This window comes from Enterobacter sp. 50588862 (assembly GCF_001462935.1).
GTDB lineage: Bacteria > Pseudomonadota > Gammaproteobacteria > Enterobacterales > Enterobacteriaceae > Enterobacter > Enterobacter bugandensis.
Window position 1 is genome coordinate 84,097 of the sequence record NZ_LNHM01000005.1, and the last position, 24,362, is coordinate 108,458.

Below are 24,362 nucleotides of genomic sequence, written 5' to 3' on the forward strand. Positions count from 1 at the left end.
CATCTTATCACAACTGATAAAGCGAACCCTTAACCAGCCTGCAATGCCGTGATTTCAGATTTATCTGCCAGCCTTTTCAGCAGCATATTCAGCAGCACGCCGTACATCGGCAGGAAGAAAACAATGCTGATGAGCACCTTGAAGCAGTAGTCCACCAGCGCGATCTCCATCCAGTGCTCGGCCATAAAGGCATCCGGGCTGCGCCAGAAGGCGATGAAGAAGAAGGCCAGCGTATCGCTCACGTTGCCGAACAGCGTGGACGCGGTCGGCGCCATCCACCAGCGGTGATTCTGACGCAGGCGGTTAAACACGTGCACGTCGAGGATCTGCCCCAGCGCGTAGGCCATAAAGCTTGCCGCGGCGATACGGGCGACAAACAGGTTGAAGTGTGTCAGCGCCTCAAAGCCCTGCCAGCTTCCCATGTAAAACAGGGAGGAGATCACGTACGAGATGAACAGTGCCGGAAGCATGACCGCAAAGATAATGCGGCGTGCCAGCGGTGCGCCGAAGATACGCACGGTCAGATCGGTGGCGAGGAAAATAAACGGAAAGCTGAACGCGCCCCAGGTGGTATGAAAACCAAAAATGGAGATCGGGAGCTGCACCAGGTAGTTGCTGGAGGTGATCACCAGCAAATGGAAAAGCGAAAGCCAGAACAACGCTTTTACGCGCTGTGATTCAGAGAACTGCGTCATATTGTGACCTTTTTATACGTTGGGGTGAGGGAACCCAATAAAAACCGCAGCATGATACTGCTTTGGCTGGACATTGCAATGGTTATTTTTTGCGCAATCGTTAACCTGGTTTGCATTGCCCGCGCCGGGGCGTAAACTACTGCCGTTTTTATCTGACCGAGAAGATCATGACCGACCTGTTTTCCAGCCCAGACCACACCCTTGATGCCCAGGGCCTTCGCTGCCCGGAGCCGGTAATGATGGTACGTAAGACCGTGCGTAACATGCAGACCGGTGAAACGCTGCTGATTATTGCCGACGATCCGGCCACCACGCGCGATATTCCCGGTTTTTGTACCTTTATGGAGCATGAGCTGGTGGCGCAGCAGACGGAAACGCTGCCGTACCGGTATTTGATTCGTAAGGGGTAGGTGGTCGGCCTCTGCGGCCTGATGCCCTCACCCCGGCCCTCTCCCACGGGGAGAGGGAGAAAGTCATCCTTTCATCCACGCCCTGATCCCGTCCAGGAACATCTGCGTCGCCATCATTACCAGAATCAGCCCCATCAGACGCTCCAGCGCGTTCACCCCTTTCTCACCCAGCAGGCGCAGGAACAGCGACGACTGCAGCAGGATAATAAACGTTCCGCCCCAGGCAATCAGCAGGGCAATGACCAGATGGCTCATTTGATTCGGATACTGATGCGACAGCAGCATCAGCGTCGCCAGAATGGTTGGCCCCGCGACGAGGGGAATCGCCAGCGGCACGATAAACGGCTCTTCGCCTGCGGGCAGGCCGCTGCTGCTGCCTTCGGCGCTCGGGAAGATCATCTTAATGGCAATCAGGAAGAGAATAATCCCGCCGGAAATGGAGACCGTTTCGGCGCGCAGGTTCAGGAACGCGAGGATTTTTTCACCGGCAAACAGGAAGATAAACATCACCAGCAGGGCAATAAGCAGCTCGCGGATCATGATCGCCCGGCGGCGCTTCGGCTCGGTGTGCTTCAGCACCGACATGAAGATGGGCAGGTTGCCCAGTGGATCCATTATCAGGATCAATAAAACCGCTGCTGAAATGATTTCACTCATGTAAATTATCCCTGAAACTCTCTATGGTTATTATGATAATTAGCTGTATTTCTGATTGCCGGGCAATCATCGATTAATTTCGCTTGCGACTTTGGCAGCATTTTGTAATGTGAAGCATATCCCAGTTCAATACTGGCTTGCACAATCAGCACACACCCTCAGCAGGAAAAAAATGCTATGAAAAACGTTGGTTTCATCGGCTGGCGCGGTATGGTCGGCTCTGTACTCATGCAACGCATGGTTGAAGAGCGCGATTTCGACGCTATCCGCCCGGTCTTCTTCTCCACTTCCCAGCTCGGCCAGGCTGCTCCGTCCTTTGGTGGTACCACAGGCACGTTGCAGGACGCTTACGATCTGGAAGCGCTGAAGGCACTCGACATTATTGTGACCTGCCAGGGCGGCGATTATACCAACGAAATTTATCCAAAGCTGCGTGAAAGCGGCTGGCAGGGCTACTGGATTGACGCAGCCTCTTCACTGCGCATGAAAGACGATGCCATCATTATTCTCGACCCGGTTAACCAGGACGTCATCACCGACGGCCTGAACAACGGCGTGAAAACCTTTGTTGGCGGCAACTGCACCGTCAGCCTGATGCTGATGTCCCTCGGCGGCCTGTTCGCGCAGGACCTGGTGGAGTGGGTCTCGGTGGCGACCTACCAGGCCGCGTCCGGCGGCGGCGCGCGCCACATGCGCGAGCTGCTGACCCAGATGGGCCAGCTGCACCAAAGCGTCGCGACCGAGCTGGCAAACCCGGCGTCCGCCATCCTCGACATCGAGCGCAAAGTCACTCAGCTGACCCGCAGCGGCGAGCTGCCGGTGGATAACTTTGGCGTACCGCTGGCCGGTGGCCTGATCCCGTGGATCGACAAACAGCTGGGTAACGGCCAGACCCGCGAAGAGTGGAAGGGCCAGGCGGAGACCAACAAAATTCTCGCCACCGCGAATACCATTCCGGTTGACGGTCTGTGCGTGCGTATCGGCGCGCTGCGCTGCCACAGCCAGGCCTTCACCATTAAACTGAAAAAAGATGTGTCTATTCCGACCGTGGAAGAGTTGCTGGCCGCGCACAACCCGTGGGCGAAAGTGGTACCAAACGATCGCGATATCACCATGCGTGAACTGACCCCGGCTGCCGTTACCGGCACGCTGACCACGCCGGTTGGCCGCCTGCGCAAGCTGAACATGGGGCCGGAGTATCTCTCCGCGTTCACCGTCGGCGACCAGCTGTTGTGGGGGGCCGCCGAGCCGCTGCGCCGCATGCTGCGCCAGCTGGCGTAATAATTTGTTAAACACGGGGGGTGATTGTCACCCCCTTTTTTTGCGTACTACATGGAGTAAAACGCAGATGTCTTATTTTTTATCAGGAGGAACCACGACGTTGGCTATGCTTTAAGGAAGATTTATTTCTCACCTGAGGGTAGGGCGGAGCAGAGAGGATCAACTGCACCGTTTAGGTCACATTAAAAGTCGTCCCGGAGCGCGTAAAAAGGGCGACATAAAAAAACAGGATGAATACCATGTCCGATCGTATTTCGAGAGACGTGATTAATGCGCTTATTGCGGGTCATTTTGCCGACCCCTTTTCTGTGCTAGGGATGCACCGTACAGAGGCCGGACTGGAAGTTCGGGCGCTGTTGCCGGATGCGACAGAAGTGTGGGTTATCGAACCCAAAACCGGCCGCAAGGTGGGTAATCTGGAATGCCTCGACTCGCGCGGCTTCTTCTCGGGCGTCATGCCCCGCCGTAAAAACCCCTTTCGCTATCAGCTCGCCGTTATCTGGCACGGCCAGCAAAACCTGATTGACGATCCCTACAGCTTTGGGCCGCTCTTAAAAGAGATGGACGCCTGGCTGCTGTCCGAAGGGACCCATTTACGCCCTTACGAAACGCTGGGTGCCCATGCGGATACCATGGATGGTATCACCGGCACGCGCTTTGCCGTATGGGCGCCAAACGCCCAGCGCGTCTCCGTCGTCGGGCAGTTCAACTACTGGGACGGTCGTCGTCACCCCATGCGCCTGCGCCGGGAAACCGGCATCTGGGAGCTGTTTATCCCCGGCGCGCACAACGGTCAGCTCTACAAATTCGAGATGATCGATGCCAACGGCAAGCTGCGTATTAAATCCGACCCGTACGCCTTTGAGGCCGAACTGCGCCCGAATACCGCCTCGCTGATATGCGGCCTGCCGGAGAAGGTCGTCCAGACCGAGGAGCGCAAGCAGGCCAACCGCTTTGATGCGCCGATCTCCGTTTACGAAGTGCATCTCGGCTCCTGGCGCCGCCACACGGACAACAACTTCTGGCTCAGCTACCGGGAGCTCGCCGACCAGCTGGTGCCGTACGCCAAATGGATGGGCTTTACCCACCTCGAACTGCTGCCGGTTAACGAGCACCCGTTCGACGGCAGCTGGGGCTATCAGCCCACCGGGCTGTATGCGCCCACGCGGCGCTTCGGCACGCGCGATGATTTCCGCTATTTCATTGATGCCGCGCACGCCGCCGGGCTGAACGTGATCCTCGACTGGGTGCCGGGCCATTTCCCGTCGGACGATTTTGCGCTGGCAGAGTTCGACGGCACGAAGCTGTACGAGCACAGCGACCCGCGCGAAGGCTATCACCAGGACTGGAACACGCTGATCTACAACTACGGTCGCCGTGAAGTGTCGAACTACCTGGTGGGGAATGCGCTGTACTGGATCGAACGCTTCGGCATTGATGCCCTGCGCGTGGATGCGGTGGCCTCGATGATCTACCGCGACTACAGCCGCAAAGAGGGGGAGTGGATCCCGAACGAGTATGGCGGCCGTGAAAACCTCGAAGCGATTGAATTTCTGCGCAACACCAACCGCATCATTGGCGAGCAGGTGGAAGGCGCCGTGACCATGGCGGAAGAGTCGACGGACTTTGCGGGCGTCTCCCGCCCTCCGTCATCAGGCGGCCTGGGGTTCTGGTACAAGTGGAACCTGGGCTGGATGCACGATACGCTCGACTACATGAAGCTCGACCCGGTTTATCGTCAGTATCACCACGATAAGCTCACCTTCGGGCTGCTCTACAACTACACCGAAAACTTCATGCTGCCGCTGTCGCACGATGAAGTGGTGCACGGCAAAAAATCCATTCTCGACCGCATGCCGGGCGACGCGTGGCAGAAGTTTGCCAACCTGCGCGCCTACTACGGCTGGATGTTTGCCTTCCCGGGCAAAAAGCTGCTGTTTATGGGCAATGAGTTCGCCCAGGGTCGCGAGTGGAACCACGACACCAGCCTCGACTGGCATCTGCTGGAGGGCGGCGACAACTGGCACCACGGCGTACAGCGTCTGGTGCGCGACCTGAACCTGACCTACCGCCACCACAAAGCGCTACACGAGCTGGACTTCGACCCGTACGGCTTTGAGTGGCTGGTGGTGGACGACCACGAGCGCTCGGTGTTTGTCTTTGTACGTCGCGATAAAGCGGGCAACGAGATTATCGTCGCCAGCAACTTCACGCCGGTGCCGCGCGAACACTACCGCTTCGGCATTAACCAGCCGGGCAAATGGCGCGAGATCCTGAATACCGACTCCATGCATTACCACGGCAGTAACGCCGGTAACGGCGGGCTGGTGCAGAGCGATGCGATTGAAAGCCACGGGCGTCCAAACTCCCTGAGCCTGACGCTGCCGCCGCTTGGCACCATCTGGCTGATGCGGGAGGGAGAATGACGCAGCTTACGGCAGGTAAACCCGAACCGCTCGGCGCGAGTTTTGACGGAAAGGGGGTGAACTTCACGCTCTTTTCTGCTCACGCGGAGCGGGTGGAGCTCTGCGTGTTTGACGGGGAGGGTAACGAGCGCCGTTACGATTTACCGTCCCGCACGGGAGACATCTGGCACGGTTACCTGTCCGGCGGGCGTCCGGGAATGCACTACGGTTTTCGCGTACACGGCCCGTGGGAGCCTTCTCAGGGGCACTGGTTTAACCCGGCGAAGCTGCTGATTGACCCGTGCGCGCGCCGCGTGGACGGCGAGTTTAAAGACGACCCGCTGTTCCACGTCGGCTACGGCGAACCGGACCACCGCGACAGCGCGCCCGTCGCGCCGAAAAGCGCGGTGGTGCACGATCTCTACGACTGGGAAGACGATGCCCCGCCGCGCACGCCGTGGGGTAACACCGTCATCTATGAAGCGCACGTCAAAGGGCTGACCTACCTGCACCCGTCGATCCCCAAAGAGATGCGCGGCACCTACAAAGCGCTGGGGCATCCGACTATGGTCGCTTACCTGAAGCATTTGGGCATCACCGCGCTGGAGCTACTTCCGGTGGCGCATTTCGCCAGCGAGCCGCGTCTTCAGCGTCTTGGGTTAAGCAACTACTGGGGCTACAACCCGCTGGCGATGTTCGCTCTCGACCCGCGCTACGCGGTGCATCCGGAGAAAGCGCGGGACGAGTTTCGCGACGCGGTGAAGGCACTCCACGCCGCGGGCATTGAGGTCATTCTGGACGTGGTGCTGAACCACAGTGCGGAAAGCGACCTTGACGGCCCGACGCTCTCACAGCGCGGAATCGATAACCGTAGCTATTATTGGATCAGGGACGACGGTGATTACGAGAACTGGACCGGGTGCGGTAACACCCTCAACCTCAGCCATCCGGCCGTTACGCATTACGCGTACGAGTGCCTGAAATACTGGGTTGAGACGTTCCACGTGGACGGTTTTCGCTTCGACCTGGCGCCTGTGATGGGGCGCACCCCGGCATTCAGCCAGCAGGCACCGCTGTTTGAGGCGATAAAAAACTGCCCGGTGCTCTCAACGGTGAAGCTGATTGCGGAACCCTGGGACATTGGTGAAGGCGGTTATCAGGTGGGGAACTTCCCGCCGCTGTTTGCCGAGTGGAACGACCACTACCGCGATGCCATCCGCCGCTTCTGGCTGGCGCGCGATTTGTCGCTGGGCGAGTTCGCCGGACGCTTTGCCGGCTCCAGCGATCTCTTTAAGCGCGACGGAAAACGTCCGTCGGCCACCATCAACCTGGTGACGGCGCATGACGGTTTTACGCTGCGCGACTGCGTTTGTTTCAATCAGAAACACAATGAGGCCAACGGCGAAGAGAATCGCGATGGCACTAACAATAACCATAGCTTCAATCATGGTATAGAAGGATTAGGCGGAAGTCTGGATGTGATCGAGCGGCGACGCGCCAGCGTTCATGCGCTGCTGACGACGCTTTTACTGTCTCAGGGCACGCCGATGCTGCTGGCGGGCGACGAGCACGGCCACAGCCAGCACGGCAATAACAACGCCTATTGCCAGGACAATACCTTAACCTGGCTCGACTGGGGGGAGGCGAACAGCGGGTTGACCCATTTCACCGCGGCGCTGATCCACCTTCGCCAGCAGATCCCCGCCCTTACCGCCGACAGCTGGTGGGAAGAGGGCGACGGCAACGTTAGCTGGCTGAATAAAGACGCGCAGCCGTTGAGCGCGCAAGAGTGGCAACACGGCATCACCTGCCTGCAAATCCTGCTTTCGGATAAGTGGCTGGTGACGCTGAACGCGACGGACGACGTCGCAGAGATTGTTTTACCTGACGGGGAGTGGCGAGCTGTTCCCCCCTTTGCCGGAGCGGATAATCCGGTAGTAATGGCTGTCTGGCACGGGCCTGCGCACGGAGTGTGCGTATTCCAAAGATGATAAAAAAGGAGTTAGTCATGGTTAGATTAGAGAAGAACGATCCGTTAATGTTGGCGCGCCAGCTACCATTAAAAACTGTTGCCCTGATACTTGCGGGCGGGCGTGGTACCCGTCTGAAAGATTTGACCATCAAGCGCGCCAAGCCGGCCGTTCACTTTGGTGGTAAGTTCCGCATTATCGACTTTGCGCTCTCAAACTGCCTGAACTCGGGCATTCGCCGCATTGGCGTCATTACTCAGTATCAGTCGCACACCCTGGTGCAGCACATTCAGCGCGGCTGGTCATTCTTCAGCGAAGAGATGAACGAGTTTGTCGATCTGCTCCCGGCGCAGCAGCGCGTACACGGGGAAAACTGGTACCGCGGCACGGCGGATGCGGTGACCCAGAACCTCGACATTATTCGCCGCTACAGCGCGGAATACATCGTGATCCTCGCGGGTGACCACATCTACAAGCAGGATTACTCGCACATGCTGATCGACCATGTCGAAAAAGGGGCGCGCTGCACCGTGGCGTGTCTGCCGGTGCCCGTTGCCGAGGCGACGGCGTTTGGCGTGATGCACGTGGATGCGGACGACAAGATTATCGACTTCGTTGAAAAACCGGCGAACCCGCCAACCATGCCGGGCGATGACACCAAATCGCTCGCCAGCATGGGGATCTATGTCTTTGATGCAGATTATCTTTATGAGCTGCTCGAAGAAGACGACAAAGACGAAAGCTCCAGCCACGACTTCGGTAAAGACATCATCCCGAAAATTACCAAAGCTGGCATGGCCTATGCACATCCCTTCCCATTGTCCTGCGTGCAGTCCGATCCGAATGCGGAGCCATACTGGCGTGATGTGGGAACCCTGGAAGCGTACTGGAAAGCCAACCTCGATCTGGCGTCCGTGACGCCTGAGCTGGATATGTACGACCAGAACTGGCCGATTCGTACCCACATGGAATCCCTGCCGCCGGCGAAGTTCGTGCAGGACCGCTCCGGCAGCCACGGCATGACCCTGAACTCGCTGGTCTCCGGCGGGTGCATCATCTCCGGTTCGGTGGTGGTGCAGTCCGTGCTGTTCCCGCGCGTGCGTATAAACTCATTCTGTAATATCGATTCGGCGGTTCTGCTGCCGGATGTCTGGGTAGGGCGTTCGTGTCGTCTGCGTCGCTGCGTGATCGACCGCGCCTGCGTCATTCCTGAGGGAATGGTGATTGGTGAAAACGCGGAAGAAGATGCGCGTCGCTTCTACCGTTCTGAAGAGGGGATCGTGTTAGTCACACGGGAAATGTTGCGGAAGCTGCAGATCAAACAGGAGCGATGATGCAGGTTTTACACGTATGTTCTGAGATGTTCCCGTTGTTAAAAACGGGCGGCCTGGCGGATGTTCTTGGTGCATTACCGGCGGCGCAAATCGCCGGTGGAGTCGATACCCGCGTCCTGCTGCCCGCCTTCCCGGATATCCGGCGCGGCATACCTGATGCAAAGGTGGTGACCCGCCGTGAAACGTTTGCCGGACGCATCACCCTGCTGTTTGGGCACTACAACGGCGTAGGGATCTACCTGATCGACGCGCCGCATCTGTACGACCGTCCGGGCAGCCCGTATCACGATACCAACCTGTTCGCCTATACCGACAACGTGCTGCGCTTTGCGCTGCTCGGCTGGGTGGGGGCGGAGATGGCCGTCGGGCTGGATCCATTCTGGCGTCCGGATGTGGTCCACGCGCACGACTGGCACGCCGGGCTGACGCCAGCGTATCTGGCGGCAAAAGGGCATCCGGCAAAATCGGTGTTTACGGTGCACAACCTGGCGTATCAGGGCATGTACTATGCGCATCATATGAATGACATCGATCTGCCATGGTCGTTCTATAACATGCACGGGCTGGAGTTCAACGGGCAAATTTCGTTCCTGAAGGCCGGGCTGTACTACGCCGACCACATCACGGCGGTGAGCCCCACCTACGCGCGTGAAATTACCCAGCCGGAGTTTGGCTACGGTCTGGAAGGGCTGCTGCAGCAGCGCCATCGTGAAGGCCGCCTGTCGGGCATTCTGAACGGCGTGGATGAGCAGATCTGGAGCCCTGAAACCGATCTCCTGCTGGCCGCGCGCTATGGCCGCGACTCGGTGGAAGATAAAGCCGAAAACAAACGCCAGCTGCAAATTGCGATGGGGCTGAAGGTCAACGACAAGGTGCCGCTGTTTGCGGTGGTCAGCCGCCTGACCAGCCAGAAAGGGCTGGATCTGGTGCTGGAGGCGCTGCCCGGTTTACTGGAGCAGGGCGGACAGCTGGCGCTGCTCGGCGCGGGCGACCCGGTGCTGCAGGAAGGTTTCCTCGCCGCCGCCGCGGAACATCCGGGGCAGGTGGGCGTGCAGATTGGCTATCACGAAGCATTCTCGCACCGCATTATGGGCGGCGCAGACGTGATTCTGGTGCCGAGCCGTTTCGAACCCTGCGGCCTGACGCAGCTCTACGGCCTGAAATACGGCACGCTGCCGCTGGTGCGCCGCACGGGCGGGCTGGCGGATACGGTGTCGGATAGCTCTCTGGAAAACCTGGCGGACGGTATCGCCAGCGGGTTTGTCTTTGAAGACAGTAATGCCTGGTCGCTGCTTCGGGCGATTCGGCGTGCGTTCGTCTTGTGGTCCCGTCCATCCCTGTGGCGTTACGTTCAGCGTCAGGCGATGTCCATGGACTTTAGCTGGCACGTTGCGGCGCAGTCGTACCGCGACCTTTATCAACGCTTGATGTAACGAGGCGAAGTTACTGATATGAACGCTCCATTTAGCTACTCTTCCCCCACGCTCAGTGTTGAGGCGTTAAAGCACTCCATCGCCTACAAGCTGATGTTTACCATCGGGAAAGATCCGGTCATCGCCAACAAGCACGAGTGGCTGAACGCCACCCTGTTTGCGGTGCGTGACCGCATGGTCGAACGCTGGCTGCGCTCTAACCGCGCCCAGCTTTCGCAGGAGACGCGGCAGGTTTACTACCTGTCGATGGAATTTTTGATTGGCCGCACCCTCTCCAACGCGCTGCTATCGCTCGGTATCTACGACGACGTCAAAACTGCACTGGAAGAGATGGGGCTGGATTTAGAAGAGCTGATTGACGAAGAGAACGACCCGGGGCTGGGTAACGGTGGTCTCGGGCGTCTTGCCGCCTGCTTCCTTGACTCGCTGGCAACGCTGGCGCTGCCGGGGCGCGGCTACGGTATTCGCTACGACTACGGCATGTTCAAGCAGAACATCGTTGATGGCCGGCAGAAAGAGTCCCCGGACTACTGGCTGGAATACGGCAACCCGTGGGAGTTCAAGCGCCACAACACGCGCTACAAGGTGCGCTTTGGCGGACGCATTCAGCAGGAAGGGAAAAAGTCCCGCTGGGTGGAAACCGAAGAGATCCTCGCCGTGGCCTATGATCAGATCATCCCCGGCTATGACACCGATGCGACCAATACGCTGCGCCTGTGGAACGCCCAGGCGAGTAGCGAAATCAACCTCGGTAAATTTAACCAGGGCGACTACTTTGCCGCGGTGGAAGATAAAAACCACTCCGAGAACGTCTCCCGCGTGCTGTACCCGGATGACTCAACCTACTCCGGGCGCGAGCTGCGCCTGCGTCAGGAGTATTTCCTCGTCTCCGCGACGATTCAGGACATCCTCAGCCGCCACCATCAGCTGCACAAAACCTACGCCAACCTGGCGGAGAAAACCGCGATTCACCTTAACGACACCCATCCGGTGCTCTCCATTCCCGAGCTGATGCGCCTGCTGATCGACGAGCACAAGTTCAGCTGGGACGACGCGTTTGAGGTGACGTGCCAGGTATTCTCCTACACCAACCACACCCTGATGAGCGAAGCGCTGGAGACCTGGCCGGTGGACATGCTCGGCAAAATTCTGCCGCGCCACCTGCAAATCATCTTCGAGATCAATGACTACTTCCTCAAGACGCTGCAGGAGCAGTACCCGAACGATACCGGGCTGCTGAGCCGTGCCTCGATCATTGATGAATCCAACGGTCGTCGCGTGCGCATGGCCTGGCTGGCGGTTGTCATCAGCCACAAGGTCAACGGCGTGTCCGAGCTGCACTCGAACCTGATGGTGCAGTCCCTGTTTGCGGACTTCGCAAAGATCTTCCCGACGCGCTTCTGCAACGTCACCAACGGCGTTACGCCGCGCCGCTGGCTGGCGCTGGCCAACCAGCCGCTCTCTGACGTGCTGGATGAGAATATCGGCCGCACCTGGCGCACCGATTTGAGCCAGCTGAGCGAGCTTAAGCAGCATATTGATTTCCCGACGGTGAACAAGGCCGTGCGGGAAGCCAAGCTGCTGAACAAGAAACGTCTGGCGGTCTGGCTGGCGATGCACCTCAACGTGGTCGCAAACCCGAAAGCGCTGTTTGACGTGCAGATCAAGCGCATCCACGAGTACAAGCGTCAGCTGATGAACGTGCTGCACGTGATCACCCACTACAACCGCATTAAGGCCGATCCAACCGCAGAGTGGGTGCCGCGCGTGAAGATCTTCGCCGGTAAGGCGGCTTCCGCTTACTATATGGCGAAGCACATTATTCACCTGATCAACGACGTGGCGAAGGTGGTGAACCAGGATCCGGAGATTGGTGACAAGCTGAAGGTGGTATTCATCCCGAACTACAGCGTCAGCCTGGCGCAGCTGATCATCCCGGCGGCAGATCTCTCCGAGCAGATCTCCACGGCGGGAACAGAAGCGTCCGGCACCAGCAACATGAAGTTTGCCCTCAACGGCGCGCTGACCATCGGCACCCTGGACGGGGCGAACGTCGAGATGCTGGAGCACGTAGGAGAAGAGAATATCTTTATCTTCGGCAATACCACCGAAGAAGTGGAGGCGCTGCGCAGGAAAGGCTACTCCCCGCGTGAGTTCTATGAAGGGGATGAAGAGCTACGTCAGGTCCTGACGCAGATTGCGACCGGTGTGTTCAGCCCCGACGAGCCGGGCCGCTATCGCGATCTGGTGGATTCGCTGATTAACTTTGGCGACCACTATCAGGTGCTGGCGGATTATCGCAGCTACGTGGACTGCCAGGATAAAGTGGATGAGCTGTACCGTCAGCAGGAGAAGTGGACCAGCGCGGCGATGCACAACATCGCCAACATGGGGTATTTCTCGTCTGACAGGACCATCAAGGAGTATGCCGAGAACATCTGGCATATTGATCCGGTGCGGTTGTAAAAACAAAGCCCGGTGGCGCCACCGGGCTTTTTTACATCACGACGCCAGCGACAGCTCACGCTTCCCCGCATGCTGCTGCAGCCACTGCGCCACGCGAGACTGCTGCTCGGCGTTAAGCCACATCCCTTCTTTGGTACGACGCCAGATGGCATCTTCAAGGCGGCGAACCCACTCGTGCTCAACCAGGTAGCGCAGCTCGGCCTCGTACAGCTCGTGGCCGAAATGTTCACCCAGATCGGCAAGCGATTTCGCGTCGCCCAGGAACAGCTCGGTATTGCTGCCGTAGGTGCGGGCGTAGTGGCGCGCCATCCCTTCGGTAATGAACGGGAAGCGACGGCGCAGCTTCGCGGCGTAATCGTCGCGGTTTCCGCCAATATCTCCGCCGGGCAGCACTGCCTCTTTGGTCCACGCCGGGCCAATACCTTTGTAGTACGGCGCCAGTTTTTCCAGCGCGTGCTCGGCCAGCTTGCGGTAGGTAGTCAGCTTGCCGCCAAACACCGACAGCAGCGGTGCCTGACCGTCTACGTCGTGGATATCAAGCGTGTAGTCGCGGGTGATGGCCTGCGGTGAGTCAGACTCGTCATCGCACAGCGGACGCACGCCAGAGTAGGTCCAGACCACGTCGTCGCGCGACAGCTGTTTCTTAAAGTGCGCGTTATACACTTTCAACAGGTAGTTCACTTCGCTCTCGTCGATCTCGACGTTCTTCGGATCGCCCTTGTACTCCACGTCGGTGGTGCCGATGATGGAGAATTCGTCCATCCACGGGATCACAAACACGATGCGTTTATCTTCGTTTTGCAGGATATAAGCCTGCTTCTGGGTATGCACGCGCGGCACCACAATGTGGCTGCCCTTGATCAGGCGGATGCCGTACGGCGAAGGCAGGTGCATGCCGTCGTCGAAGAACTGCTTCACCCACGGGCCGGTAGCGTTCACCAGGCCGCGTGCTTTCCAGCTGAACTTCTCGCCGGTATCCACGTCTTCCGCTTCCACAATCCACAGGCCGTTTTCACGGCGGGCGGCGGTCGCGCGGGTGCGGGTTTTCACCTCGCCGCCTTTCTTCTCGACCATCTGCGCATTCGCCAGAACCAGACGCGCATCGTCCACCCAGCAGTCTGAATATTCGAAACCGCGCACGATTTCCGGCTTAAGGACCGATTCTGAGCCAAAACGCAAACCGTTCGAACCCGGCAGGCTGGTGCGTTTGCCCAGATGATCGTACATAAACAGGCCGATGCGGATCATCCACGCCGGACGCAGGTGTGGGCGGTGCGGCAGGCGGAAGCGCATCGGGATCGCCAGATGCGGGGCCATTTTCAGCAGCACTTCGCGTTCGGCCAGCGCTTCACTGACCAGGCGGAATTCGTAGTGTTCCAGGTAGCGCAGGCCACCGTGGATCAGCTTGGAGCTGGCGGACGACGTCGCGCAGGCGAGATCGTTAGCTTCCAGCATCAGCACGGATAAACCGCGTCCTGCGGCATCAACCGCAATACCGGCACCGTTGATGCCACCGCCTATCACAATCAGATCTTTGGTTTCCATAACACCCTCATGCACTTTCGTTAAAGCTCAAAAATGTTCGATATCGCTCATAATAGCAAAGGAACGCGCTTTTGGTAACATCAAAAAAACAATTTAGAGTGATATGGATAACATAATGGCGTTTACCCGCCGCCAGGACGTACACTACGGGGTAAAATCTTGTCGTTGACCACTGTAAAGAGAACACCATGGATCAGTTTGAATGTATTAACGTAGAAGAAGCCCACCAGAAGATGCACCAGGGAAAAGCGGTGCTGGTGGATATCCGCGACCCGCAGAGTTTTGCGATGGGCCACACGCCGGGCGCGTTTCATCTGACCAACGACACGCTGGGCGCGTTTATGCGCGATAACGACTTCGAAACGCCCGTTATGGTCATGTGCTACCACGGCAACAGCAGCAAAGGCGCGGCGCAGTATCTGATTCAGCAAGGCTATGACGCGGTATACAGCGTCGACGGCGGCTTTGATGCCTGGCATCGTCATTTCCCGGCAGAAGTGGAATACGCGTTTGAGCGCTAATCCCGCTATACTGTCCCCTTTTGTGTGGAAATAAGCGACCGCTGCCCATGTTGATGATCACCTCTTTTACCAACCCGCGCGTCGCCCAGGCGTTTGTCGACTATATGGCGACGCAGGGCGTTATTCTGACCATTCAGCAACATACTCAGACCGACGTCTGGCTGGCCGATGAGAGCCAGGCAGGGCGGGTCAACGAGGAGCTGGCGCGTTTCCTTGAGAACCCCGGCGACCCGCGTTATCTGGCGGCCAGCTGGCAATCCGGGCAGACCGGCAGCGGACTGCATTACAGCCGCTTTCCCTTCCTTGCCACGATACGCGAGCGCGCGGGCCCGTTTACGCTGCTGCTGATGGCGGCCTGCATTATTGTCTTCATTATTATGAACGTGGTGGGCGACCAGAGCGTGATGATCGCGCTGGCGTGGCCGTATGATCCGTCGCTGGATTTTGACGTCTGGCGCTACTTTACCCACGCGCTGATGCATTTCTCGGTGATGCATATCCTCTTTAACCTGCTGTGGTGGTGGTATCTCGGCGGTATCGTTGAGAAGCGGCTCGGCAGCGGCAAGCTGATTGTCATCACCGTAATCAGCGCCCTGCTGAGCGGCTATGTACAGCATAAATTCAGCGGCCCGTGGTTCGGCGGGCTGTCGGGTGTCGTCTACGCTTTGATGGGCTACGTCTGGCTTCGCGGGGAGCGCGACCCGGAAAGCGGCATCTATTTACAACGCGGATTAATAGCCTTTGCGTTAATATGGCTAATTGCCGGATGGTTTGATCTGTTTGGTATGTCTATCGCCAATGGTGCGCACGTCACCGGCCTCGCCGTCGGTCTTGCAATGGCGCTTGCCGACACGCTCCATGCGCGAAAACGAACATAATTCTCAGGGATAATTGATGAAACAAACACAACGTCATGACGCCATTATCGAACTGGTCAAAAAACAGGGATACGTCAGCACCGAAGAGCTGGTCGAGCAGTTTGCCGTCAGCCCGCAAACCATCCGTCGTGACCTGAACGATCTGGCCGATCAGAACCGTATTTTGCGCCACCACGGCGGCGCGGCGCTGCCGTCCAGCTCGGTCAATACCTCCTGGCACGACCGTAAAGCCACGCAGACGGCAGAGAAAGAGCGCATTGCGCGTAAAGTAGCGAGCCAGATCCCGAACGGTGCGACGCTGTTTATTGACATCGGCACCACGCCAGAAGCGGTTGCTCATGCGCTGCTGGATCACGAGAACCTGCGCGTGGTGACCAACAACCTGAACGTCGCCAACACGTTGATGCAGAAAGATGATTTCCGCATCATCCTCGCGGGCGGCGAACTGCGCAGCCGCGACGGCGGGATTATCGGCGAAGCGACGCTCGACTTTATCTCTCAGTTCCGCCTCGACTTCGGCATCCTGGGGATCAGCGGCATCGACACCGATGGCTCACTGCTGGAGTTTGATTATCACGAGGTGCGCACCAAGCGCGCGATTATTGAGAACTCGCGCCACGTGATGCTGGTGGTGGACCATTCGAAGTTTGGCCGAAACGCGATGGTGAACATGGGCAGCATCAGCATGGTGGATGCGGTCTATACCGACGTGATGCCGCCAGCGGGCGTGATGCAGGTGATTAAGGATAATAATTTGCAGTTAGAGTTGTGTTGAAAAGCCGTTCTCCCTCTCCCTGTGGGAGAGGGCCGGGGTGAGGGCATCAGGCCGCACAAAACTAAACTCCGTACCCCATCATCTTCAACAGCTGCTGCGCATGCTGCACCGCGTCCTGACGGTGCGCCACGCCCAGCTTCTGATACAGATTGCGAATGTGCGTTTTGATGGTGGTTGCCGCCACCGCCAGCTCACCGGCAATCTGCTCGTTACTGTATCCGGAATAGATCAGTCCCAGCACCTGCCATTCGCGCTGGGTGAGCGGGCTGGTGCGAATAAGCTCCGGCACTTCCGGGTGGTTCAGCAGGCGTTCAACAAAGTTCTCGTCAAAATGCGCAAACTTGTGGCGATGGTGCTGATTAATCTCGCGCAGGATTCGCTGGGCGCGATGCTGATCCAGCTCCGGCAGCGTGTTGAGCTGAATCAGCTGGCGCAGCTGCTGCGCCATCACTTCACCTTCAATCACGAAGTGGCTAATAAACCCGGTGCGGTTCGCCAGCTGCAAGGCTTCCAGCAGCACGCGCTGGGCATCATTTTTGCGGCCCGCCTGCCAGTAAAGCTGGTTGAGCAGCAGCAGGTTGCGGTTCAGGTCGCTCATCAGACGCAGGTTGCGGGCATTTTCGTTTAACTCTTCCAGCACAATTTCGGCAGGCTCAAAGTCACCCAGCAGGATCTGCACGCGGGCGATGTTGCGCCACTGGCTTTGCAGGAAGTGGTTATTGGCAAATTCCGGTTTAGGCGTCTGGCGCAGCCAGTTGGCGGCGGATTTTTTGTCCCCCGTCATCTGCCAGTAAATCACCCGAACCTTGTCGGCGTTCGATACCCAGTCGCTGTGGTACTGACCGTTGCCGAGCAGGTTTTCCAGACGGTTAAGGTGATTGCGGGCGTTATCCAGATCGCCACGCGCCAGCGAGCACTGCACCAGCAGGGCCAGACACTGCAATTGCTGCTGAGGCTGGAAGCCGGAGAGCACGTTCACACCCTGACGGGCGCAGCTTTCTGCTTCATCCAGACGCGACCATGCCCACAGCAGTTGAGCGCGAATACGCAACAGGAACTCGTGCATCGGCAGCTGTTCCAGGTGCTGTTCACGAATCAGCTGGAACGCTTTTTCCTGATTTTCCCAGGCGGCCTGCAGGAACCCCTGTGCGAATAAAATCTCGCTTTGCTGGATCAGGCTCCACAGGGCGTAGTGCCACACATCATGGCGGCGCGCCATCTGCTCGGTTTGCTGCATCAGCGAAAGGGAGCGCGTCAGTTCGCCCTTGCAGTGCAGCACTTCGCCGTGCACCGAGGTAGCCACAATCCGGCTGTAGAAATTCGCCAGCGGCAGTTCATCCAGCGCGACCATCGCCAGCCGTTCCGCTTCATCCGCATCGCCGTCGTTAATCGCGACCTGCGCCCGCAGGGCGTTAAATTCGCCGTGCAGGGTGATATCCATTTCGCTTTCCATCTCCTGCTCGGCGCGCGCCAGCAGGGTATTCACTTCGCTGTAGCGATGCTGGCTCTGCATCAGCCAGGCCTGGAGCAGCACCAGGCGCGGGTTCTCCAGCAGGCTCTCCCACGGCAAGGCTTTCAACGACTCTTCCAGCAGCGTCAGTTCGCTGTGGTTAAACAGCCCCCACGCGTGGTTAAGCAGGATATCGCGCAGCATGCTGGCGTCACCGGCGGCAAGCGCGTGGTGAATGGCCTCGCTCGGGAAGCCTTGCGCCATCCAGCTTTCAGCGGCGGCGCGGTGGATTTCCGGCAATTCCGTTGCCAGCTCCCACTGGCAGCGCTGGCGCAGGAAGCTGCCAAACAGCGGGTGATAGCTGAACCACTCGCCGGGGTCGTCCATGCGCGTCAGGAACAGGCCCTGACGTTCAATCTCTTCCAGCTGCAGCTGACCGTTCTCACAGCCTGTTACGCGCACAATCAGCGCGTCGTTCATGGAGCGCAGCAGGGAGCTTTTCAGCAGGAAATTGCGGGTGGAGGGATCGACGCTGTTCAGCACCTCATCCACCAGGTAATCCGAAAGATGGCTGGCGTTGATACCGGCCAGACGGCGCGCAGACTGGTGCGTCGGGCTGTTGTTTTGCCGGGCAGAAAGGGCAATCAGCTGTAGCGCCGTGGCCCAGCCCGCGACATCATCACACAGGCGGCTGCTTTCGGAGGCCTCAATGGGTGAGGTCAGGCGGCAGTCAAAGAACTGTTTCGCTTCCTGGTGGGTAAAGGCCAGCTGCTGGCTGCCCACTTCCAGAAGCTGATCGCGCACGCGCAGGTTGGCAATACCGAGCTGCGGCAGGTTGCGTGACAGCACGACCAGGGTCAGGTTTTCCGGCTGGTGGCGCAGGAAGAAGCGCATCGACTCATGGATAACCGGGTTCGTGATCAGATGATAGTCATCAATCACCACGTACAGCGGGCGATGCCATTCGGCCAGTTCGATAAACAGCTGAGAGAAAAGGGAGGACAGGCTGGCGTACTGGCGCTTTTGCACCATTGCCTCGCTGGCGACGCAGTGTCCGTTGGTTGCCTGTTGAATAGCGGCAATCAGATAGCTGGCAAAACGCTCTTGCTGGTTATCGCCCTCGTCCAGAGAGTACCAGCCAAGATCGCTTTTACCTGCGGCCCATTGTGAAATGAGCGTTGTTTTTCCATAACCTGCAGGACTCGTAACCAGCGCCAGTCGGAAATTATGCGCGCCGGAAAGTTTAGCCAGCAGACGCTCGCGGACCACTGTATGGTCAAGACGAACCGGGCGACTTAATTTTGACGGAATCAACATAGGTTTCACTTCACTGTGGGGAACGAGAGAATTTATTTTTTTTGCGCTTCGTAATTAATAGCTATAAGGTCGGTCAGAAAGAGAACTATTGCAAGTTATGTCTGGCTTTTGTGGCTCTGAATTTGCACTCTGTCACAAAACATTCCGGCCAGTACTGGAACTTTTTTGAAAAGGCTTTGATGCCGCGTCAATGCTGGCTTGTATGGATGTCACGAGGCTGGGCTGAAACTGGTTTCAGAAAGGTATAATGACGTCGAATTTAATAAACTTCGGGTAAAGTTGAGTGAGATTAATAATCTCCTTAGGCAGGACCCGATTGCTGAAATATTATTCTCCGTAAGCAATCATTTCCGCGTGGATTAATTTCATCCAAAACCGCATTTCATTTCTTTGACATTCTCCCCGGTTACTTTTTTATCTTCCGGGCACACTCCGGCTATGCTCTCAGAGTGGCCTCGATCACACTTTTACGCTCATCCCCGCTACTCCTCCCTGTCTAATCCCCCACGGGAGGAGGAAGAGGTGAAATGAGCCAGGCACACTAGCGCCAACTTGTGTTTTCTTTCTAAAGGATGCCGATCCCCTATGTCACAGCCTACCTTCAACAAAGCTCAATTCCAGGCTGCCCTGACGCGTCAGTGGCAGCGTTTTGGCCTTCATGCTGCAAACGAGATGACGCCTCACCAGTGGTGGCAGGCGGTGAGCGGGGCGCTCGCAGAGCAGCTGGATGCTCAGCCCGTGGCGAAGCCCGTCAAAGGCCAGCGTCACGTTAACTATATCTCGATGGAGTTCCTGATTGGCCGCCTGACCGGCAACAACCTGCTGAACCTTGGCTGGTATCAGGAGGTGGGTGATGTGCTGAAAGAGCACGACATTAACCTGACCGACCTGCTGGAAGAAGAGATCGACCCGGCGCTGGGCAACGGCGGACTGGGGCGTCTGGCGGCCTGTTTCCTTGACTCTATGGCAACGGTCGGCCAGTCGGCGATTGGCTATGGCCTGAACTACCAGTACGGCCTGTTCCGTCAGTCGTTTGCCGACGGCCACCAGATGGAAGCGCCGGACGACTGGCATCGCAATACCTACCCGTGGTTCCGCCACAACGCGCAGCTGGACGTGCAGGTCGGCATCGGCGGGAAAGTGACGAAGCAGGGGCTCTGGGAACCGGCGTTCATTATTACCGGCGAAGCCTGGGACCTGCCGGTGCTCGGCTACCGTAACGGCGTGGCGCAGCCGCTGCGTCTGTGGCAGGCGAAGCACGCGCATCCGTTCAACCTGACCAAATTCAACGACGGCGATTTCCTGCGTGCCGAGCAGCAGGGCATCGACGCCGAGAAGCTGACCAAAGTCCTCTATCCGAACGATAACCACCTGGCGGGTAAAAAGCTGCGCCTGATGCAGCAGTACTTCCAGTGCGCCTGCTCCGTGGCGGACATTCTGCGTCGCCATCACCTGGCGGGCCGCAAGCTGGCGCAACTGCCGGACTTCGAAGTCATTCAGCTTAACGATACGCACCCGACTATTGCCATCCCGGAACTGCTGCGCGTGCTGATTGACGAGCATCAGCTGAGCTGGGACGACGCCTGGGCCATCACCAGCCGCACCTTCGCCTATACCAACCACACCCTGATGCCGGAAGCGCTGGAGTGCTGGGATGAGAAGCTGGTGAAAACGCTGCTGCCGCGCCACATGCAGATCATCAACAAGATTAACGACCAGTTTAAAGCGCTGGTGGAGAAAACCTGGCCGGGCGACAAAGCCGTCTGGGCGAAGCTGGCGGTGGTGCACGACAAACAGGTGCGTATGGCGAACATGTGCGTGGTGAGCGGCTTTGCCGTTAACGGCGTGGCGGCGCTGCACTCCGATCTGGTGGTGAAAGATCTGTTCCCGGAATATCACCAGCTGTGGCCGACCAAGTTCCACAACGTGACCAACGGCATTACGCCGCGTCGCTGGATCAAGCAGTGCAATCCGCTGCTGGCCGGCCTGCTGGATAAGACCCTGAAGAAAGAGTGGGCCAACGATCTGGACCAGTTGATTAACCTGGAAAAATACGCCGACGATGCGAAATTCCGCGAGCAGTACCGCGCGATCAAGCTGGAGAACAAGGTTCGCCTGGCGGAGTTTGTGAAAATGCGTACCGGGATTGAGATCAACCCGAACGCGATTTTCGATATTCAGATCAAACGCCTGCACGAGTACAAGCGTCAGCACCTGAACCTGCTGCATATTCTGGCGCTGTACAAAGAGATCCGCGAGAACCCGCAGGCCGACCGCGTGCCGCGCGTGTTCCTGTTCGGTGCGAAGGCGGCGCCGGGCTACTACCTGGCGAAAAACATTATCCTCGCCATCAATAAAGTGGCGGCGGCGATCAACAGCGATCCGAAAGTGGGCGACAAGCTGAAGGTCGTGTTCCTGCCGGATTACTGCGTCTCGGCGGCGGAAATGCTGATCCCGGCGGCGGATATCTCCGAGCAGATCTCGACCGCAGGGAAAGAAGCGTCCGGTACCGGCAACATGAAGCTGGCGCTCAACGGCGCGCTGACCGTCGGCACGCTGGACGGTGCGAACGTCGAAATCGCCGAGAAGGTCGGTGAAGAGAACATCTTTATCTTCGGCCATACTGTTGAAGAAGTGAAAGCCATCAAGGCCAAAGGCTACGACCCGGTGAAATGGCGTAAAAAAGACAAAGTGCTGGATGCGGTGCTGAAGGAGCTGGAAAGCGGCAAATACAGCGATGGCGACAAGCACGCGTTTGACCAGATGCTGCACAGCATGGACAAACACGGTGGCGACCCGTACCTGGTGATGGCGGACTTCACGGCCTACGTTGAAGCGCAGAAACAGGTCGACGTGCTGTACCTCGACCAGGAGGCGTGGACCCGGGCGTGCATTCTGAACACCGCGCGCTGCGGCATGTTCAGCTCTGACCGCTCAATCCGTGATTATCAGGCCCGTATCTGGCAGGCAAAACGCTAAGGAAGCGCGATGGAGAGTAAACGTCTGGACAGTGCCGCGCAGGCGGCGGGAATTAGCCTCAGTTACATCAATGCGCACGGCAAACCGCAGTCTATTGGTGCGGACACCAAAAGACGTTTGCTGGATGCCATGCACAAAACCGACGCGAACGCGTCGGCTGCTCCGGTGCCAAACGTGAAGGTCTTTACCGCAGGCAAAAAGATGCCGCTGGCGGTGGAGGGACGTGGCGAGTTTAGCTGGCTGCTCACCACCGAAGAGGGGCATCAGCACAAAGGCCACGCCACCGGCGGCAAAACGTTAAACCTTCCGGCAAAGCTGCCGGAGGGCTACCACAGCCTGACGCTCACCCAGGACGAACAGCGTTTTCACTGCCGGGTGATCGTCGCGCCAAAACGCTGCTATGAGCCGCAGGCGCTGCTCGAAGGCAAAAAGCTGTGGGGCGCCTGCGTGCAGCTCTATACGCTGCGTTCCGACAGCAACTGGGGCATCGGCGATTTTGGCGATCTGAAAAAGATGCTGGCATCCGTGGGCGAGCGCGGCGGCGCGTTTATCGGCCTCAACCCGATCCACGCGCTCTATCCGGCCAACCCGGAAAGCGCGAGCCCGTACAGCCCGTCTTCCCGACGCTGGCTGAACGTGATTTACATCGACGTTAACGCGTTAGACGATTTCAAAAACAGCAAAGAGGCGCAGGCGTGGTGGAAGCTTGAGACCACCCAGCAGTTGCTGAAGCAGGCCCGCGATGCGGACTGGGTAGATTATGCCTCCGTGACCGCGCTGAAAATGGCGGCTCTGCGCCTGGCGTGGAAAGGCTTTGCGAAGCGCGACGATGAGCAGATGGCGGCCTTCCGCCAGTTCGTGATGCAGGAAGGTGAAAGCCTCTACTGGCAGGCGGCATTTGACGCGCTGCACGCGTATCAGGTGAAAGAGGACGAAATGCGCTGGGGCTGGCCGGTCTGGCCGGAAGCGTATCAGACCGTGGATACCCCTGAAGTCAAAGCCTTCTGTAAAAATCATGCCGACGAGGTGGACTTCTACCTGTGGCTGCAGTGGCTGGCGTACAGCCAGTTTGCCGCCTGCTGGCAGGTGAGCCAGGGCTATAAGATGCCGATCGGCCTGTATCGCGATCTGGCCGTGGGCGTGGCGGAAGGCGGCGCGGAAACCTGGTGTGACCGTGAGCTTTACTGCCTGAAAGCATCCGTCGGCGCGCCGCCGGATATCCTCGGCCCGCTCGGTCAGAACTGGGGCCTGCCGCCGATGGATCCGCACGTGATGGCGGCGCGTGCCTACGAGCCGTTTATCGACCTGCTGCGCGCGAACATGCAGAACTGCGGGGCGCTGCGCATTGACCACGTGATGTCCGTGCTGCGCCTGTGGTGGATCCCGTACGGTGAAACGGCCGATCACGGGGCGTACGTGCAGTATCCGGTGGACGATCTGCTGTCGATCCTGGCCCTGGAGAGTAAACGTCATCAGTGCATGGTGATCGGTGAAGATCTCGGTACCGTACCGGTGGAAATTGTCAGCAAGCTCCGCGACAGCGGGGTTTATTCCTACAAAGTGCTCTATTTTGAAAACGACCATGAGAAAACCTTCCGCGCGCCGAAAGCGTACCCTGAACAGTCAATGGCAGTCGCGACGACGCATGATCTTCCTACGCTCAGAGGCTACTGGGAAAGCGGCGATCTGACCCTCGGCAAAACGCTGGGCCTCTATCCAGATGAAGAGGTTCTGCGCGGACTGTATCAGGACCGCGAGCTGGCGAAGCAGGGGCTGCTGGACGCGCTGCACAAGCATGGCTGTCTGCCGAAGCGTGCCGGACATAAGGCGTCGCTGATGGCAATGACCCCAACGCTCAACCGTGGCCTGCAGCGCTATATTGCCGACAGCAACAGCGCTTTGCTCGGCCTGCAGCCGGAAGACTGGATTGATATGGCGGAGCCGGTGAACGTTCCGGGCACCAGCTATCAGTACAAGAACTGGCGCCGCAAGCTGTCCACAACGCTTGAGACGATGTTTGCCGATGACGGGGTGAACAGGCTGATTAAAGATTTGGATAAGCGCAGAAGGGCGGTGGGTAAGAAGTCGTAATTTGCCCCTCACCCTAGCCCTCTCCCCATGTACAGTCCGGGGACATGGTAGACAGGTGTTCGGGGACATGGTGAACACTTTTTAACATCCTTTACCCATGGTGATCGACTTTTTCTTCAGGTCGATCACCCCCACTTTCGTGCTGTACCACCACA

Annotated in this window: 16 protein-coding genes; 12 read left to right on the forward strand and 4 right to left on the reverse strand. The window is 58.2% G+C overall.

Annotated features, from left to right (window positions below; translation table 11 throughout):
* Positions 1-29: 29 nt before the first annotated feature.
* Complete coding sequence (locus APT89_RS00440) at positions 30-695, reverse strand: 7-cyano-7-deazaguanine/7-aminomethyl-7-deazaguanine transporter (protein ID WP_028014693.1); 666 nt, start codon at positions 693-695, stop codon at positions 30-32.
* Between the two features lie 167 nt (positions 696-862).
* Between APT89_RS00440 and tusA the strand changes: the two genes are divergently transcribed.
* Positions 863-1,105 (forward strand): sulfurtransferase TusA, encoded by a 243-nt coding sequence (gene tusA, locus APT89_RS00445; RefSeq protein ID WP_032653764.1) that lies wholly within the window; start codon positions 863-865, stop codon positions 1,103-1,105.
* A 63-nt stretch (positions 1,106-1,168) separates the two neighbouring features.
* Here the strand turns inward: tusA and yhgN are convergent, their stop codons facing one another.
* Complete coding sequence (gene yhgN / locus APT89_RS00450; protein ID WP_003861574.1) at positions 1,169-1,762, reverse strand: NAAT family transporter YhgN; 594 nt, start codon at positions 1,760-1,762, stop codon at positions 1,169-1,171.
* Positions 1,763-1,939: 177 nt separating this feature from the next.
* On the opposite strand from yhgN, the gene asd reads away from it, so the two are divergent.
* From asd to glgP, 6 genes are all read left to right on the forward strand, one after another.
* A complete protein-coding gene (gene asd / locus APT89_RS00460; RefSeq protein WP_060571577.1) occupies positions 1,940-3,043 on the forward strand; it encodes an aspartate-semialdehyde dehydrogenase in 1,104 nt (367 codons plus the stop codon).
* A gap of 239 nt (positions 3,044-3,282) precedes the next feature.
* A complete protein-coding gene (glgB, locus tag APT89_RS00465) occupies positions 3,283-5,469 on the forward strand; it encodes a 1,4-alpha-glucan branching enzyme (protein WP_060571578.1) in 2,187 nt (728 codons plus the stop codon).
* On the forward strand, positions 5,466-7,439 hold the full coding sequence (gene glgX, locus APT89_RS00470; RefSeq protein ID WP_041911897.1) for a glycogen debranching protein GlgX: 1,974 nt from the start codon (positions 5,466-5,468) through the stop codon (positions 7,437-7,439). The genes glgB and glgX overlap by 4 nt, the downstream gene beginning before the upstream one ends.
* Positions 7,440-7,456: 17 nt before the next feature.
* The gene (gene glgC / locus APT89_RS00475) at positions 7,457-8,752 is read left to right on the forward strand and encodes a glucose-1-phosphate adenylyltransferase (protein WP_028014690.1); all 1,296 of its coding nucleotides are present in this window, start codon (positions 7,457-7,459) and stop codon (positions 8,750-8,752) included.
* Positions 8,752-10,185: a glycogen synthase GlgA gene (gene glgA / locus APT89_RS00480; RefSeq protein ID WP_041911898.1), complete on the forward strand. Its 1,434-nt coding sequence runs from the start codon at positions 8,752-8,754 to the stop codon at positions 10,183-10,185. The genes glgC and glgA overlap by 1 nt, the downstream gene beginning before the upstream one ends.
* 18 nt (positions 10,186-10,203) lie before the next feature.
* On the forward strand, positions 10,204-12,651 hold the full coding sequence (gene glgP, locus APT89_RS00485; protein WP_041911899.1) for a glycogen phosphorylase: 2,448 nt from the start codon (positions 10,204-10,206) through the stop codon (positions 12,649-12,651).
* A 36-nt stretch (positions 12,652-12,687) separates the two neighbouring features.
* On the opposite strand, the gene glpD is transcribed toward glgP, so the two are convergent.
* Positions 12,688-14,196 (reverse strand): glycerol-3-phosphate dehydrogenase, encoded by a 1,509-nt coding sequence (gene glpD / locus APT89_RS00490; protein WP_041911900.1) that lies wholly within the window; start codon positions 14,194-14,196, stop codon positions 12,688-12,690.
* A 188-nt stretch (positions 14,197-14,384) separates the two neighbouring features.
* On the opposite strand from glpD, the gene glpE reads away from it, so the two are divergent.
* The 3 genes from glpE to APT89_RS00510 are packed head-to-tail and all read left to right on the forward strand — an operon-like array spanning position 14,385 to position 16,370.
* Positions 14,385-14,717 carry a thiosulfate sulfurtransferase GlpE gene (gene glpE / locus APT89_RS00500; RefSeq protein WP_028014686.1) on the forward strand — a complete coding sequence of 111 codons (333 nt, stop codon included), beginning with the start codon at positions 14,385-14,387 and terminating at the stop codon, positions 14,715-14,717.
* Positions 14,718-14,764: 47 nt separating this feature from the next.
* Positions 14,765-15,595, forward strand: coding sequence for a rhomboid family intramembrane serine protease GlpG (gene glpG / locus APT89_RS00505; protein ID WP_045259371.1), 831 nt, complete (start codon positions 14,765-14,767; stop codon positions 15,593-15,595).
* A gap of 16 nt (positions 15,596-15,611) precedes the next feature.
* Positions 15,612-16,370 (forward strand): DeoR/GlpR family transcriptional regulator, encoded by a 759-nt coding sequence (locus tag APT89_RS00510; RefSeq protein WP_028014684.1) that lies wholly within the window; start codon positions 15,612-15,614, stop codon positions 16,368-16,370.
* A gap of 61 nt (positions 16,371-16,431) precedes the next feature.
* Here the strand turns inward: APT89_RS00510 and malT are convergent, their stop codons facing one another.
* Positions 16,432-19,137 carry an HTH-type transcriptional regulator MalT gene (gene malT, locus APT89_RS00515; protein WP_045259369.1) on the reverse strand — a complete coding sequence of 902 codons (2,706 nt, stop codon included), beginning with the start codon at positions 19,135-19,137 and terminating at the stop codon, positions 16,432-16,434.
* A gap of 585 nt (positions 19,138-19,722) precedes the next feature.
* On the opposite strand from malT, the gene malP reads away from it, so the two are divergent.
* Both malP and malQ read left to right on the forward strand, forming a co-directional pair.
* On the forward strand, positions 19,723-22,116 hold the full coding sequence (gene malP / locus APT89_RS00520) for a maltodextrin phosphorylase (protein WP_060571579.1): 2,394 nt from the start codon (positions 19,723-19,725) through the stop codon (positions 22,114-22,116).
* A gap of 9 nt (positions 22,117-22,125) precedes the next feature.
* The gene (gene malQ, locus APT89_RS00525; RefSeq protein WP_060571580.1) at positions 22,126-24,207 is read left to right on the forward strand and encodes a 4-alpha-glucanotransferase; all 2,082 of its coding nucleotides are present in this window, start codon (positions 22,126-22,128) and stop codon (positions 24,205-24,207) included.
* Positions 24,208-24,362: the final 155 nt, after the last annotated feature.